This window comes from Methanofollis aquaemaris (genome assembly GCF_017357525.1).
Classification (GTDB): domain Archaea; phylum Halobacteriota; class Methanomicrobia; order Methanomicrobiales; family Methanofollaceae; genus Methanofollis; species Methanofollis aquaemaris.
The window spans coordinates 2,378,230-2,392,819 of record NZ_CP036172.1; the positions used below are offsets into that span (position 1 = coordinate 2,378,230).

At 62.7% G+C, this 14,590-nt stretch carries 12 protein-coding genes; 1 reads left to right on the forward strand and 11 read right to left on the reverse strand.

The window, feature by feature from the left end:
- Positions 1 to 5: 5 nt before the first annotated feature.
- The gene (locus tag RJ40_RS11335; protein WP_265580962.1) at positions 6 to 452 is read left to right on the forward strand and encodes a CBS domain-containing protein; all 447 of its coding nucleotides are present in this window, start codon (positions 6 to 8) and stop codon (positions 450 to 452) included.
- Here RJ40_RS11335 and RJ40_RS11340 read toward each other — a convergent pair.
- The 11 genes from RJ40_RS11340 to RJ40_RS11390 all read right to left on the reverse strand — a co-directional run bounded on the left by RJ40_RS11340 (position 418) and on the right by RJ40_RS11390 (position 14,578).
- Complete coding sequence (locus RJ40_RS11340) at positions 418 to 1,590, reverse strand: cation:proton antiporter (RefSeq protein ID WP_265580963.1); 1,173 nt, start codon at positions 1,588 to 1,590, stop codon at positions 418 to 420. The two genes, RJ40_RS11335 and RJ40_RS11340, sit on opposite strands and share 35 nt — an antisense overlap.
- 27 nt (positions 1,591 to 1,617) lie before the next feature.
- Positions 1,618 to 3,504 (reverse strand): sensor histidine kinase, encoded by a 1,887-nt coding sequence (locus tag RJ40_RS11345; protein ID WP_265580964.1) that lies wholly within the window; start codon positions 3,502 to 3,504, stop codon positions 1,618 to 1,620.
- 163 nt (positions 3,505 to 3,667) lie between these two features.
- Positions 3,668 to 4,810 (reverse strand): radical SAM protein, encoded by a 1,143-nt coding sequence (locus RJ40_RS11350; protein ID WP_265580965.1) that lies wholly within the window; start codon positions 4,808 to 4,810, stop codon positions 3,668 to 3,670.
- A 165-nt stretch (positions 4,811 to 4,975) separates the two neighbouring features.
- Positions 4,976 to 6,172, reverse strand: coding sequence for a PKD domain-containing protein (locus RJ40_RS11355; protein WP_265580966.1), 1,197 nt, complete (start codon positions 6,170 to 6,172; stop codon positions 4,976 to 4,978).
- A gap of 10 nt (positions 6,173 to 6,182) precedes the next feature.
- Positions 6,183 to 7,154, reverse strand: coding sequence for a PKD domain-containing protein (locus RJ40_RS11360; RefSeq protein WP_265580967.1), 972 nt, complete (start codon positions 7,152 to 7,154; stop codon positions 6,183 to 6,185).
- Between the two features lie 7 nt (positions 7,155 to 7,161).
- Positions 7,162 to 7,884 (reverse strand): hypothetical protein, encoded by a 723-nt coding sequence (locus RJ40_RS11365; protein ID WP_265580968.1) that lies wholly within the window; start codon positions 7,882 to 7,884, stop codon positions 7,162 to 7,164.
- Complete coding sequence (locus tag RJ40_RS11370; protein ID WP_265580969.1) at positions 7,881 to 10,352, reverse strand: S8 family serine peptidase; 2,472 nt, start codon at positions 10,350 to 10,352, stop codon at positions 7,881 to 7,883. Before RJ40_RS11370 ends, RJ40_RS11365 begins: the two co-directional genes overlap by 4 nt.
- Before the next feature lie 329 nt (positions 10,353 to 10,681).
- A complete protein-coding gene (locus RJ40_RS11375; RefSeq protein ID WP_265580970.1) occupies positions 10,682 to 12,514 on the reverse strand; it encodes a threonine--tRNA ligase in 1,833 nt (610 codons plus the stop codon).
- 69 nt (positions 12,515 to 12,583) lie between these two features.
- Complete coding sequence (gene dcd, locus RJ40_RS11380; protein WP_265580971.1) at positions 12,584 to 13,138, reverse strand: dCTP deaminase; 555 nt, start codon at positions 13,136 to 13,138, stop codon at positions 12,584 to 12,586.
- An 18-nt stretch (positions 13,139 to 13,156) separates the two neighbouring features.
- Positions 13,157 to 13,879 (reverse strand): RNA methyltransferase, encoded by a 723-nt coding sequence (locus RJ40_RS11385; RefSeq protein ID WP_265580972.1) that lies wholly within the window; start codon positions 13,877 to 13,879, stop codon positions 13,157 to 13,159.
- A 9-nt stretch (positions 13,880 to 13,888) separates the two neighbouring features.
- A complete protein-coding gene (locus RJ40_RS11390) occupies positions 13,889 to 14,578 on the reverse strand; it encodes a phosphoglycerol geranylgeranyltransferase (protein ID WP_265582575.1) in 690 nt (229 codons plus the stop codon).
- Between the last annotated feature and the right edge of the window lie 12 nt (positions 14,579 to 14,590).

Consider the following 14,590-nt stretch of genomic DNA (forward strand, 5'->3'; position numbering starts at 1 on the left):
CGAGCATGGAACCCGCAGATATCCCGGTCACCACCGTCATGGACGAAGAGGTCGTCTCCGTCCTCCCCGACACTCCCCTCCCCGAGGTCTTCGAGACCTTCTCCAGACTCGGCTGCACCGACCTCGTCGTCGCCGGGCCCGAGGACCACTTCCTCGGGTTCATCACCGCCCTCGACCTCCTCGCCTCCGTCGGCCCGGTGGTGGGCGTGCGGAGCAGGGAGCGGGAGCGCTGCATCGAGTGTCTTCTTAGACGGGAGACGGCGGTGGCCGCCGACATCATGACCCGCAGCCACATCTCGGTCCCGACCACCGCCACCCTCCGCCACGCGATCGAGGCGATGGAACACTACCGATACCCGGCCCTCGTCGTCGTCGACGAGCGCGGCGTCGCCGTCGGCCGCCTCGAGGCCTGCATGGTCATCTCGCACCTGCGGGTGGCCGGCCATCTCTGAGCGGCACCCGCCGGTATCCCCAGGCCATCAGGATGGGGGTGAGGAGGATCGAGACGACCACCATCACCGTGAAGGCCGAGAAGATGCTCTGGTCGATGATCCCGGCTGCGAGGGCGATCTGAGAGACGACCAGGGCGATCTCGCCCCGCGGGAAGAGCCCGATCCCCACCACCAGCGCCTCGGCACGGGTTGCCATGAAGGGTGCGGCGCCGAGGAACCCACCCGCCACCTTGCCCACGAAAGCGAGGAGGATGAGCGGGAGAACGAAGGGGGAGAGGAAGGTCTCGGGGGTCACCACCACTAGCAGCCCGATGGACGCAAAGAAGATGGTGACAAAGAACCCGAAGGCGAAATCGGCGATCCCGTCGAAGAGCGACCGGTCGCTCCTGATCTCCTCGCCCAGGATCATCCCGGCCAGGAACGCCCCGATGGAATAGTGAAGCCCGGCAAAATCGGCGAGCCAGGCCATCAGCAGGGCGGTGACGATCGCCGCCGTGTAGGTCAACTCATGGGTGCGGGCGCCCCGCGTCCTGGCAAGCGCCGCCGGTAAAACCCGCCGCCCGACCACGACACTTCCCGCGATGAAGACACTTCCCCCGACGATGGTGTACACCAGCGAGCCCTCGCTCCCCGAGGCGACGGCGGTGAGGGCGGCGAGGAGAACGATCCCGAGCACATCGTCGATGACCGCCGCCCCCACGATCGTCGCCCCCGAGGGCGTCTCCAGTTTGCGCAGGTCGATGAGGCTCCTGACCGAGATCCCGATCGAGGTGATGGAGAGAGCGATCCCGATGAAGAACCGCTCCAGAAAAGAAAAACCCATCAGCACCCCGAAGGCCCACCCGAGGGCGAACGGAAGGACGACACCGGTGAAGGCCGTCGAGACCGCCGCCTTCTCAGACGCAACAAAAGACTTCAGGCTCAGCCTGATCCCGCTGACAAAGAGGAGGGCGATGATCCCGATCTCGGAGAGAAAGACGAGCGGTTCGTCGAAGGTCACGAGCCCGAGCACCGAGGGGCCGAGGAGGATCCCGGCCGCGATCTCCCCGACCTGCGCCGGATAACCCATCCGTTCGAGGAGTTCGCCTCCGACCTTCGCGGCGACGAGGATGAGGATGACCTGGGCCAGCGGGTCCATCGCGTCAGGGGATCGCCGTACCCCCCCTTATGCCTGCCGCCGCTCTCCCTCGTCCGGGATCTTCAGGAGGGTGAACCGGATCGCCGCCCCCTCCTCGGGGGCGCCCTCGACCCGGTCGTCGGCCCGGACCGTTCCGCCGTACCGCTCCACCAACGACCTGACGATATAGAGCCCGAGCCCCTTCCCGCTCTGCTTGTTCTTCCCCTTCTTGAACCGGTTGAAGATCGTCTCCTTCATGGCGTCGGGGATGCCAGGCCCGGTGTCCTCCACCGAGACCAGCACCTCCTCGCCCCGGTCTTCCACCCTGATGCAGACCTTGCCCTCCTCTTCCATGAACTTGAGGGCGTTCCCGATGAGGTTGGAGAAGACCTCGGGAAGGAGGGCGTCGGCCCTGACCAGCACCCTCTCCCCATCATAGTTGACCCGGCCATCGGGGTGGTGGGCCACCTCCTCTCTGATCACCCTGTCCAGGTCCACCGTCCTGAGCGGGAGGGCCTCCTGGCGGATCTTCCTGATAGTCGCGACATTCTGGGTGATCCCCGAACTTCTGAGAATGCTCTGCCGGATCCGGTCGACCTCGCCTCTCTCCTTCTCGGGAAGGTTCATGAGCAGGAGCTGGGTATAGCCCAGGGAGACGGCATTGGCATTGTTGATGTCATGGGACATGATGTCCAGGTAGAGGTTTGCCTCTTCGTTTGCCTCTTTGAGTTCGGCCGTCCTCTTATCGACGATCACTTCCAGATTCTCGGAATATTGTTTCAACGCCTCTTCGGAGACCTGGGCGCGCCTGATATTCTCTTTGAGCGTTCGAACCATCGCGTTGATCGCGTTCTCCATTCTCGAAAATTCGATCCCCTTCGTGTGCCGGATCGTGTGGTCGAGATCGCCCCGTGCGATCCGGTCGATGTCCTCGACCACCTCTGAGATCGGGCGGGAGATGTGGCGGCTCCCGACATAGGTGAAGATGATGCTGAGGAGGATGGCGAGAAGGGAGATCGTCAGTTGCGAGATGAAGAGGGTGTTGAGTTTCTTCTGTATCGGAGCGGTCGTGTAGGTGAGTTCGGTCACCACGCTCATATCTGAGGCATAGTCAGGGTCACGGAGGTCGAGATAGAGGAAGTGGACCTCGCTCCTCTTCGCAGGGTCGGTGTAAACGGCGCCTTCCCGTTGTGCAAGCGCCCGTTCCACCCGTTCTTTCTCGATGACGGGCATCTGGTAACTCTTGTTCCCGATGATATTGCCCATCGAGTCAAAGAACCTGATCTCGGTCAGGTCGGGATTGAGGGTCTTGAGGTTCTCGCCGGTCTCGACATAGGAGAGATCGAGACTGCGGTCCTTGAGCAGGTCGGTGACCAGGCCGAGTTCGAAGAGGTAGCGGTGGTCCGGGGTGGGCATGTAAGCGTACTTTCTCACCTTCCTGGTGGACTGCTCGCGCACCACCCGGTCGGCCGAGAAGGTGTCCCCCTCCCGCAGGGCGGTGATATACTCGTAGAAATACGGAACCTTCTTGAAGTCCAGACCGACCTCTTTTTCGTAGGTGGAATACTCGATGACCCCCTCGGCATTGATGACATAGAGGTCCATCTCTCCACCGAGATCTTCCTTCAGTCTCCGGAGGTCCATCGCGGACGGGTCTCGCCCGGACCGTTCGTACTCCTCCAGAAAATTCTTGAAGCCATGTCTCATCTTATCGTTGAGACTGTCGTCGTACTTTTTCAGGCCGGCATCGACGAGGGCCATCCACTGGAGGATACTCTTCTCGGTCTCGTCCTGGAGGAGAAGGTTCTTCTCGACGAGTTCGTCTCTGGCCTCGATATAGGAGAGCGAGGAGAGGACGGAGATGACGACGACGATGAGGAGGATGAAGAACGTCATCAGGTACTGGTTGAAAGAGCGTTCTTTGCGACACGTCAAGGACTGAAAAGATCTCCTCATCAGAACATCAGGCTCTCTGCAGGTTCTGCCTCCGGGCCTGATCGGCGAACCTGCACTTCTGGAAGAAGGTACGATATCTGATGATAAATCTGTTCTTAAATGAAATGGGGATCCGGGGATCCTTTTTTCTGGAAAAAGAGGTCTATGGTTTGTCTGCCATCTTGCTGGAACTCTGGGAAAATGCGTTCGATCTCGGACGCATCGCCAGGTCAAGGTTTTTTGCCGAGAAACACGGCGCTTTGCAGAGAAGTTGCGTCCCGCAGGAGGTGACCAGTTCCCTGAAGCGACGCGCGCGTTCCCCGGTCCAGGCTTCCATGAATCCTTCGGAGGCGACATTCCCGAGCACCACATGCGGCATCGAGGAGCACGGGAGCACCTCTCCGTACGGCGAGACATATGCCGTCGCAAACCCTGCCCCGCAGTTCTCTCCCTCGTCAAATCTGAGTTTATGATCTTTTGCCTCTCTGGGCGTGAGCGGGAAGTCGTCGGAGGAGAGCTGGACCTCGATGCCGAAGAGTGCCCCGAGTTGCTGGAGACGCTGTGCACTCTCCAGGTCTGCGGTGTAGCCGAGCAGATCGGCGTTCTCCGGGTCGGCGGCCCGTCCCACCTCTTTGATCGCCGACGCCTTCACCTCATGCACGCCGCAGGCGGCCAGGTCGGTGAAGAGGTCTTCGAGATGCTCCTCGCTCCTGCCCGAGAGGGTGAGTCTGACCACCGTGTGGTTTCCGGTCTCGATCAGGTTGTTCACGGCGCGTAGCGCCTTCTGGTACGTTCCTTTCCCCCTCACACTGTCGTTGATCTTCTCCGCTCCTTCGAAACTGACCCGTACATCGAGGACGCCGAGCCTTGCCAGTCTGGCCGCGGCCTCCTTTGAGACAAGCAGCCCGTTGGTCGAGATCATCACGTTCATCCCGCAGGCGCGGGCATGGGCGATCAAGGGAAAGATGTGCCGGTAGATGAACGGCTCTCCACCGGTCAGGGCAACATCCAGGATGCCGGCCCGTGCGCATTCTGAGAGAAGCGTACAGGCTCGTTCGAAACTGAGTTCTCCTGAGGTGTCCGCCGTCGGCGCCGACCGTGTGATACAGTGTCGGCATGAGAGGTTGCACCGATACGTCGGGTCGTAGTACAGACGGAGCGGGGCGAGCGGATGACCTTCCGGCGGCACCCAGACCTCGTCTCCACCCGCGTCATGGGGCGGAAAGGTGTGGATGGCCCCGGACGTCCGGTCATAGTAAATCTCAGACCTCCCCACCGTTCTTTTGATCCATCGTTTCTGAACCATTTTTCCTATCCTCCTTTTTTCATGGTCGATGGTCTCAGCCCCAGGCCCGCACCAGGCGGACGGACGATATCCTGCAGCCCTGGTGCAGGTCTCCGATGGCCCTGGCCGTTGTGTCCCCCCATCTCTCCGGCAATTTTCCCTGTGCTCCGGAAAAAATGGTGGTGTTTAGACCATCATGGCAAGTGTCACGACATCGTCGTAGTCGATTTCGCCGTTGTTGTTGAAGTCGAAGAGTGCAACCAGGTTGTTCTCCTCGATCCACTGCATGTTTGCGAAGAAGGCGACGACGTCGTCATAGTCGATGATACCGTTCCCGTTGATGTCCTCGTACTTCCCGTCGCCGTTCGGGTCGGTCGGTGAATTCTCGTAACCCGGGAACGGCGGCGGCGGTGTGATGGTGATGCTGGCCGGCGTGGTCGGCGGGTCGAATGCCGCACCGCCGTCCGCGTCCATCACCCGCACTTCAACCTGAAGTTCGGCAGTCCCTGCTCCCATCCCCTCGATGGTCACCGTCCCGAGCGTCACGTTGGTGGCGCCGGCCTGGACCGTGTCGTTGAGGTCGACGGCACTCATCCATGCCGTGGAGTTCGGGAGCAGCGATGTCTCGTTGAAAAGCGCCCATTCGGGGAAGGTGATCGCGGTGATGTTTGCGGTGGCCGGGTCGCTGACTGTCAGGTTCAGGGAGTACCCGGCCAGTCCCTCGTCCGCCGAGGCGAGGACAAGGTCGAGGGTCGTGACGTTCCCGACCGGGACCGAGATGACGGACGGCCTGAACGAGAGACCGACGAGCGGTACCTCGCCGACGGTGATGTAGGCCTCTTTGACCATGGTGTCGGTCTCATTCATCTCGTCGGAGACGGTGAGGCTGACGGTGTAAGTCCCGGCATTCTCGTAGGTGTGGGCCGGGTTCTGCTCGGTCGAGTTGGTGCCGTCGCCGAAGTCCCACTCCCACGCAGTCACGTTCCCGGTCGAGAGATCGGTGAAGGTGACGGCAAGGGGTGCGTCCCCGCTGGTCATGTCGGCCTCGAACTCTGCGGTCGGTCCGACCGGCGGCGGTGCTACGCCTGAGACGTTGATGTAGTCCTCCTTGACCATGGTGTCGGTCTCATTTGCCTCGTCCGTGACGGTGAGACTGACGGTGTAGAGTCCCGCCTCCTCAAAGGTGTGGACCGGATCCTGCTCGGTTGAGTTGGTGCCGTCACCGAAGTCCCACTCCCATGCGGTCACGTTCCCGGTCGAGAGATCAGCGAAGGTGACGGCAAGGGGTGCGTCCCCGCTGGTCATGTCGGCCTCGAACTCTGCGGTCGGTCCGACCGGCGGCGGTGCTACGCCTGAGACGTTGATGTAGTCCTCCTTGACCATGGTGTCGGTCTCAATTTGTCTCGTCCGTGACGGTGAGACTGACGGTGTAGAGTCCCGCCTCCTCAAAGGTGTGGGCCGGATCCTGTTCGGTCGAGTTGGTGCCGTCACCGAAGTCCCACTCCCATGCGGTCACGTTCCCGGTCGAGAGATCGGTGAAGGTGACGTCGAGCGGTGCCTCACCCTCGGTCATGTCGGCCTCGAACTCTGCCGCAGGTCCGGGTGCCGGCCCGCCGCTCACCATGATGTAGTCCTCTTTCACCAGGGTGTCGGTCTCATTCATCTCGTCCGAGACAGTGAGGCTGACCGTGTAGATCCCGCCCTCCTCGTAGGTGTGGACCGGATCCTGCTCGGTCGAGTTGGTGCCGTCGCCGAAGTCCCACTCCCACGCGGTCACGTTCCCGGTCGAGAGATCGGTGAACGTGACGTTGAGCGGCACGACGCCGACCGTCACGTCGGCCTCGAAGTCGGCGGCAAGTCCGGCCGGCGGCATCTCACCGGTGACATTCAGTTCGCCCGGCACCACGGTGGCGTTGTACAGCGTCCCGTTGACGTCTTCGATCGCCTCAGGGGTGACATTGATCGCGCTCATCCCTTCGGCGTCACCGCGTACGGTGACGGTGCAGAGCGTGATGTTCGTCTCACCTGCGAGTTCCTCGGGATCGAATGCCTGCGCCCAGACGGTGTCTGCAGGCAATGATCCGTTCTCGGGCTCAAAGGCCCAGTCCGAGAAGTTCAGATCTACGATCTCGCCTATCTCCGGGTCGTCGATACTGATGGTGATGTTGAAACCTGCCAGCCCCTGTGGGGCCGCGTCCAGAATTACTGCAATGTCTGTGGTCTCGTTGAGCATCACCTCAGCCGATTCGGGCATGAGCATGATGGAGACTGTCTCATTCCCCTGGTCCTGTGCCAGGGCCCCCTGTGTCCCGAAGACACAGAGGATAACGATGCCGAGAAGCGGCATAATACGCTTCACGTTCATCTTTTCTTCACTCCTTCTTCTCCCTCGTTATGAATCCGAATATCAGGGCCGCTATCATGAGGACGATCAGGAAAGGCGAGGCCCCCTGGGCCGGAGTCGTCTCTTCCGGAGTCCCGGTCGCGGTGGACGGCACTTCAGACGTCGTCACGGTCTGGGTGCTCTCCTCGGTCGGCGTCGGTTGCGGCGTGGTCACGGCCGCGGCCGGCACGCTGCTGCTGCCCGAACTCCCGGAGTTCCCGGAACTTCCAGATTGAGATTCCGACGCAGACCCGATCATAAGGCCGGTCTTCACCTCGGAGATCTGATAACTCGTGCCTGTATCGTCCTGGACTCTGACCGGGGCGATCACCAGGTCGGTCGGTCCTCCCCTGATCCCTCTGAGCGTGATCGTGCCGAGGGCGACGCTTGTACCGTTCCCCTCGGCTCGATCTCCAAGGTCGACTCCCTCGATCCAGGTCGCTCCGGCCGGGACCGCCCCTCCGCGGTGGAGGGGGGCCCAGGCGGGGAACGAGACCGCCGAGATCTCGGCGCAGGCGGGGTCGGAGAGCGTGACGGTGAGGTTGTACCCGGAAAGTCCGTTCTCGGCCCCTTCCAGGGTGATGGGAATTTCAATGCTCCCTCCCACCGGCACGTTTCCAGGGTCCCCTACCCTGAGTTCGGGAGCGGCCTGGCAGGCCGCAACAAGGCCGACGATGGCGATCAGCCAGATGACATATCCAAGACCCTTCATTGTTGCACCATTCTGTAGAGCGTGTTCACGTCACTGAACCCGATCCTGCCGTTTTTGTCGAAGTCAAACACTTCGAGCGGCTGATTGTCCCTGATGAACACCAGGTTTCCGGCGTAGACGGTGACGTCCTCCATCGTGAGGACGCCGTCTCCGTCGACGTCCTCGTAGAGGCCGTCGCCGTCCGGATCGGTGGGCGGAGGATAGGTGCCCCCGTCAGGCCGCGGGAAGGGCCTGACCGGAGCGGACATCACCATGAGACGTGCAGGAGTGATCTCCAGCACGTACTCTCCTTCGCCCGGGCCGGTCACCCGGGACTCAGGGCCGGCCGCGACATCGGTCGTCCCGGCCGCATCGCCCCGCACCGTCAGGGTGCAGAGGGCGACGCCGTCGGGCTGCGAGCGCGGCGGTTGGCCGGTCGCGTTGATCCTGACCGTGTCGGCAGGCAGGGCCGTGTGCTCCTCTTCCTGTACCCATCCGGGGAACGAAACCCCGGTGATCTCCCCGACCGCCGGGTCGGAGAGGGTGGCCGTGATGCTGTACCCCAGGAGCGCGGCGGGTGTGCGGTCCATCGTCAGCCCGACCTCCGCCTCCTCCCCTGCCCGGACCTCGGCCGCGGCAGGGACAAAGAAGAGCGAGAGGTTGGTCGGCGATGCAGAGAGGGCATCGAACATCGAGAGCGCATCCGCCCTCCCATGCCCATAGACCGGATCCCATCCGGGTTCTCCCAGGTCGACGGCCGTCTCGTAGAGGGCCTCGCGCACCCCGGCAGGGGACGTGTCCCTCCTGATGCCCCACACCGTCGCGATGACCCCCGCGACCGCCGGGGCTGCTGCGCTCGTACCATAGAACTGTTTCCCGAAGCCGCCGGCACCGGTGATCTGCGTCCTGTCGAGGCCGCAGATGTCGGGTTTCGGCCGCACCTCGAGGGCGGGCCGGGTGATCGTCGCCGGCCCTTCCGAGGAGAAGATCTCGATCTCGGTCGGGTCGTCGGCCCTGACCGCCCCTACGGCGACCACGCCGGGCACCGCCGGGTGGCCGAAGACGGCGTCCCCAGGCGTGGCGGCCGGATCGTCGAAGAAACCGCCGGTCGGGATGAAAATTTCGAGCGTGTGCGGCTCACCGTCCTGGAGGGCGACCGACAGGTAGACCACACCCGGTTCGTCGCCGAAATACTCGACTGCGATCTCCTCCATCGGGACATCGTCGCCGTCCTGGACCATTGAACTGTTCGCAATCTCGACAAAACGGTTTCCTTCCTCGGTGAGCAGGAACAGGTCGTAGTCGCTCGACGCCCTCCCCCAGGGTTCGTCCCACTGGAGGAAGATCTGCAACAGCCTGCTCTGCGTTCCCTCGGCAGGAGGCTCGACCACGGCCCTGATGAGGTTGCTCCCTTCGCTGAAGAGGTGGGAACCCCGGCCGTCGTCCCTGAAGACTCCTTCGTAGTGCCCCAGGGCATCGTTCCCTGCGGCTGAGACATAGATGAGATCCTCGGTCTCCACGACGTCGTGCACGTACGAAGCGACGTACCCGTCCTCGAAGTACGGCTCGTCGAACCACCCGATGTCGTCGCAGACAATGTCGCACCCGGCCTCGACCAGGGCTGAGATCGCCGTGACAAAGGTGAGTTTGTTGGGCAGGCCGCTGTGGAAATAGAGGTCTGCTCCGGGCGCCGTGTCATGGACGACCTCGAGCATGGCCGTGCCCTCGTCTATGCCTTCGATGTCGTACAGCACCCGGACGGTGGGCGGCAGGTCGCCCGAGGCCACCGCCTCCCGCCACTGGTCGGCACTGTCCGAGACGATCCCGACCTTCATCCCTTCGCCGCCGTAACCGGTCTCGGCACGCACGGCTGCGGTTTTGAGGATCACATCGCTCTCACTTGCGATCGAGCCCGCATAGACCACCGGAGAAGTCACGCTCTCGATCCGCCTGACGTCCGTAAGGGACGCAAGATCGCAGAGCCGGTCTATCCTCACCCATGCCGCCGCGACATGGCGCTCCTCGTCCCGGTCGGTGACCCCGGCATAGGGGTCGACGACACGGGTCGACACCCCATCCTTGAGCCAGACATAGACATAGACCTGGAGCGCTCCATCGCTCGTATGGGCGGTCGAAGGTTCAGGGAGTGCAGGGACGAACTCTGCCGCGGGCCCGGCGGGCGGTGCGGCGCGCGTCGTCACGGCCGACCCGTGTTCCTGACCTGCCCGTGCGAGCCGCACGAGTTCGGTCGGGAGTTTCTCCTCTGCGGCTGAGAGTCCGGACTTGAACGTCCTGCTCTCGTTTCTCATCGAGATCGAGAGATCCGGACCTGTGTCTGCGGCCGGAGCCAGCGCGGCCCCTCCTGCAGTTTCGTCCTGAAGACCCGCGCCATGGGCCAGAGCCGGGCAGCAGAGGAGCACCATCGCTACGGCGAGCAGCGCTGGAACTCGTACAAACCCGACGGTCACAGGACCCCCCCTTTCCTTCATGACCTCTCCGTGGACTGGAAGGCAGCCTCTGGTCTCTCAGGTCTGCTGGCGGGTGATCACCTCGATGCGGCGTCTGTGCAGCCGTGTGATTCCCATGTCGGTTGAATAGGCGTTGTGCTCGGGCCTACCATCCAGTGTGCTGTATACCTGAGGAAATACTATTTAAACTTTGTCTACCCGCAGGAGGGGAGACGAAGCGGTATTTGGCCGGAAATATCGGGACAGCGAGGGACAGAGAGATTTCTCTCTCTATATGGACCTGCAGAATGTTCGGTCTTTCTGAAAAAAGTATGAGATCTGGCCGATCCCTCCTGAAGAGAGATAAGCCTTCAGATGAAGCGCGGTCTCCGGGTGAGGTTTTTCGGGGTGTAGATCGGCCTGACCGGCTTGCCGGCACACTCGTCCTGCACCGCGGCGACGAGTTCTTCCGCGGTCATCTCCTCTTTGTGCGGCTTCTTCGGCTCGGAGAGTTTCCTGACCGTGACGGTGAGTTTTCCTTCCTCCATCTCGCGGTCGCCGATGACGGCCACGTAGGGCACCCACTCGGTCCCGGCGGCACGGACCTTCTTGTTCATCGACTCGTCGCGGTCGTCGACGTCGGCCCTGACGCCGGCGGCGGTGAGTTTCCGGCAGAGTTCCTCGGCATAGGCCACATGACGCTCGGCCACCGGCACAAAGCGGACCTGGGTCGGGGAGAGCCAGGTCGGGAGGCGGGGCACTGCCTGGTAGGCGGTGTTCTCGAGCATCGCGCAGATGACGCGCTCGATCGAGCCGGTCGGGGAGCAGTGAAGGATCGGCGGGTGGACATCTTCGTTGTCGGCACGGTACGAGATCTCGAAACGCCTGGAACTCTCGACATCGATCTGTACGGTCGGGTTCTCGATCGGCCGGCCCTGCCCGTCGATCGCGGCGAGGTCGATCTTGGCGATCCAGTAGTGGACGCGGTCGGAGAGGATCTCGACGAACAGCGGGACGCCCGACTCCTTCACGATCTTCTTGACCCAGTCCTCGTGCTCGTTCCAGAAGTCCTGGGTGCAGCGGAAGGCGCCGACGAGCGGGGTCTCCAGGTCGCGACCGGTCTGCCAGCCCATCCGGAGCTGCTCCTCGAAGCATGTGAGGGCGTTGTCCATGTCCAGACAGAGGGTGTGCATGTCGGGCATCGTGAAGGCCCGCAGCCTCTTGAGCCCGATCACCTCGCCGCGCTGCTCGTGCCTGAACGAGTAGGTGGAGAGTTCGTACATCTTCATCGGGAGGGTGTTGGGGGAGATGTGCATGTCCCGCATGAAGGAGAACATCCCGAAGCAGGCGGCAAAGCGGAGCATCATGTTCCGGTTCCCGCTCTTGAAGCGGTACTGCCGCTCGCCGAACTTCGCGGCATGCTCGGAGATCGCCGGGTCGGCGAGGTCGTACATCACCGGGGTCTCGACCGGCATCCCGCCATAGTCGAGGACCAGACCCAGGACATAGTCCTCCAGAAGGTCGCGGACGAGCCTGCCTTTCGGCATCCAGCGGAGGTGACCGACATCCGAGGCGGGCTCGTAGTCGACGAGTTCCTTGGAGCGCATCAGGTCGACGTGCACCGGTTCGCCGCCTGCCGAGGTGGGCTTGCCGAGTTCTTTCCTGACGAGCGCACCGAAGGCGGTCTCGTCACAGCAGGCCTCGGCGTCCAGACGCTCACCCTCGGGGGTGAGGACGAAGAAGGTGTGGGTGACCTCTTTCTTGGCCGGTTTTGCCTCCTCGCTCCCGCCGGGCACGATGGTCCTGGAGAGTTCTGAGAGAGGGTGGCCCTTGCACGAGAGGGTGAAGGCCTTGTACCAGCCGAAGGGCGCGCGCTTCACGGTGAGACCGATGGTCTTGAGCCCTTCCTCGATCTCCTGGAGAGCCTTCCTGGCGGTCTCCGGTTTCGAGAGGTCCGCGCTCAGATGAGCGTATGGATAGACGAGCACCCGCTCGGTCTTGAGCTGCTCGGCGGTCTTTGCGATCTCCGCGACCGCCTGGCCGATGACGTCCTCGATGTCCTCTTCGTCGATTGATTCAACAGCACAGAAGGCGACGAGGGCCTCGTCGAAGGCGTCCTCAAGGACCGCGCCCTCTTCCGCGACCGGCGTCTTTTTCTGCGCCTGGTAGTCGATATGGTTAGAATGAATTAAGAGAAGCCGCATGGAATACCCCTTTTCGTTTCTGGATCTCCGTAGATATTTTTCCGTCCCTCTATTTATGCCTTCGAACACTCAGTCGCGCTCGTTCTCGTGATAGCGCGAGAGGGTCGCCTGACGCTGGCCCATGTACTTGGCGTCCTTCTTGAGATTGTACGGCTGGTCGGCCCGTTCGGTGGTGTAGAAGACGAGTTGCCCGACCGGCATCCCGGCGTACATCCTGACCGGCCGCTGGTTCACGTTGCACATCTCGAGGGTGATCGTCCCCATGAACCCGGCGTCGATCCAGCCGCCGGTCTGGTGGAGTTCGATCCCGAGGCGAGCAATGGAACTCTTGCCCTCGATGCTTGCGACCACGTTGTCGGGGAGGGTGATCGCTTCGAGGGTCTCGGCAAGGATGAAGGCGCCGGGCTGCATGACAATCGACTCCGCGTGTTTTTCCTGAACCCGCGCGGTGACGCTCTCCTTCTCGTAGGGATCGATGACGTCGTCTCCGGGTTCGTACCAGACAAAATGGTCCCCGAGCCTGATGTCCAGGGAGTTGGGCTGGATGAGGGTGGGGTCATAGGGGTCGATCCCGATCTGCCCCCGTCTGATCCGGTCCTCGATCTGCCAGTCGACAAGAATCATTGGGTAGAGTTTTTGCGCTCAGGGAGAATTAAGATGTTCCTCGGGCATGTCATGCTCGATGTGCCACTCGGCCCGACGGAGGATGCCGTGGAGGGTCGAGACCTCCCGCGTCGTCAGCGCCGTCCGTCCGAGGATCCGGCGGAGCATCAGCAGGGTGTTCTCCCGTTTGTGGTCCGGGTGGTCGATCTGCGCCAGAAACGTCCCGAAATGGCCGATGAGCGCCTCGCGCTCCGTCTTCCCGGCGATCCGGTAGGTGCCGCGGGGGAGGTGGGCGAGTTCATAGCAGACGATGGCCACCGCATGGGAGAGGTTCATGATCGGGTATATCTCGGAGGTCGGGATGGTGCAGATGAGGTCGCAGCGCGAGACCTCCTCGTTGTTCAGTCCCCAGTTCTCCCGACCAAAGATTATGCTCACCCGCCCGTCGACCTTGCCGACGATCTCGCGCAGTTCGCCGGGGGTGTAGTAAGGCATCCGCATCGAGGTGCAGACCGACTTGGAGAGTTCGCCGGTCGTGGCCACGACCAGGTCGCTCTCGGCGAAGACCTCGTCCAGACTCTTTCGTTCGGCGTTTTCCAGGACGTCGAGTGCGTGCGAGGAGCGGGCGACGGCGTCGTTCCCGATCTCGCAGGGGTCGACGAGGACGAGGCGGGTGAACCCGAAGTTCTTCATCACCCGCGCCGCAAAACCGACGTTCCCTTCGTACAGGGGTTGGACCAGAACGATCTCGACCTCAGGCATGGGTCACCCCTACTGAACGGCCTTCACCGTCGCCTTCAGGGTATCGACGCCCTTCTCGTAGACGGCGTTGCCGATGACGATGGTGTCGGCATACTGCCCCATCTCCGCGGCCCGCTCGGCCGAGTTGATCCCGCCGCCATAGTAGAGGACGGCGTCTTCGACCGTCTCGGAGACCGCCCGCACGATCGCCGGGTCGCCGTAGGTGCCCGAGTATTCGATGTACACGATCGGGAAATGGAAGTAGCGCTCCGCGCAGCCGGCATAGGCCGCCACCTCTGCAGGGGAGAGATCGCAGACCGCCCTGGTCACCCGCCCGACGGAGGAGGCCGGGTTGAGGACGATGTAGGCCTCGGGCACGACCTTCTCCCAGGGGATCGCGGGGTCGTTGAGGAACCACTGCTGGTGTTTGCCGACGACCCACCTGGCGTCCGGGGTGTTGAGGACGCTGGGGACAAAGAGCATATCGACGCCGTCGAAGACCGCGCCCGAGGGGTCGGCGGGTTCGACGACGAGGGGGACACCGTAACCCTGCACCTGCTCGCGGAGTTCGGCGAGGTTCTCGCGGGTCACGTTGAGGGTGCCCGAGAGGAGGATGGCGTCGGTCCCTGAGGTCGCCACCTCATCGACGATCGCCTGGTCGAGGTGTTTGTCCGGATCGAGTTTGGTTACGTGTCTCCAGTTTTTCCAGTCCATCTGCATGCCGTTCACGTC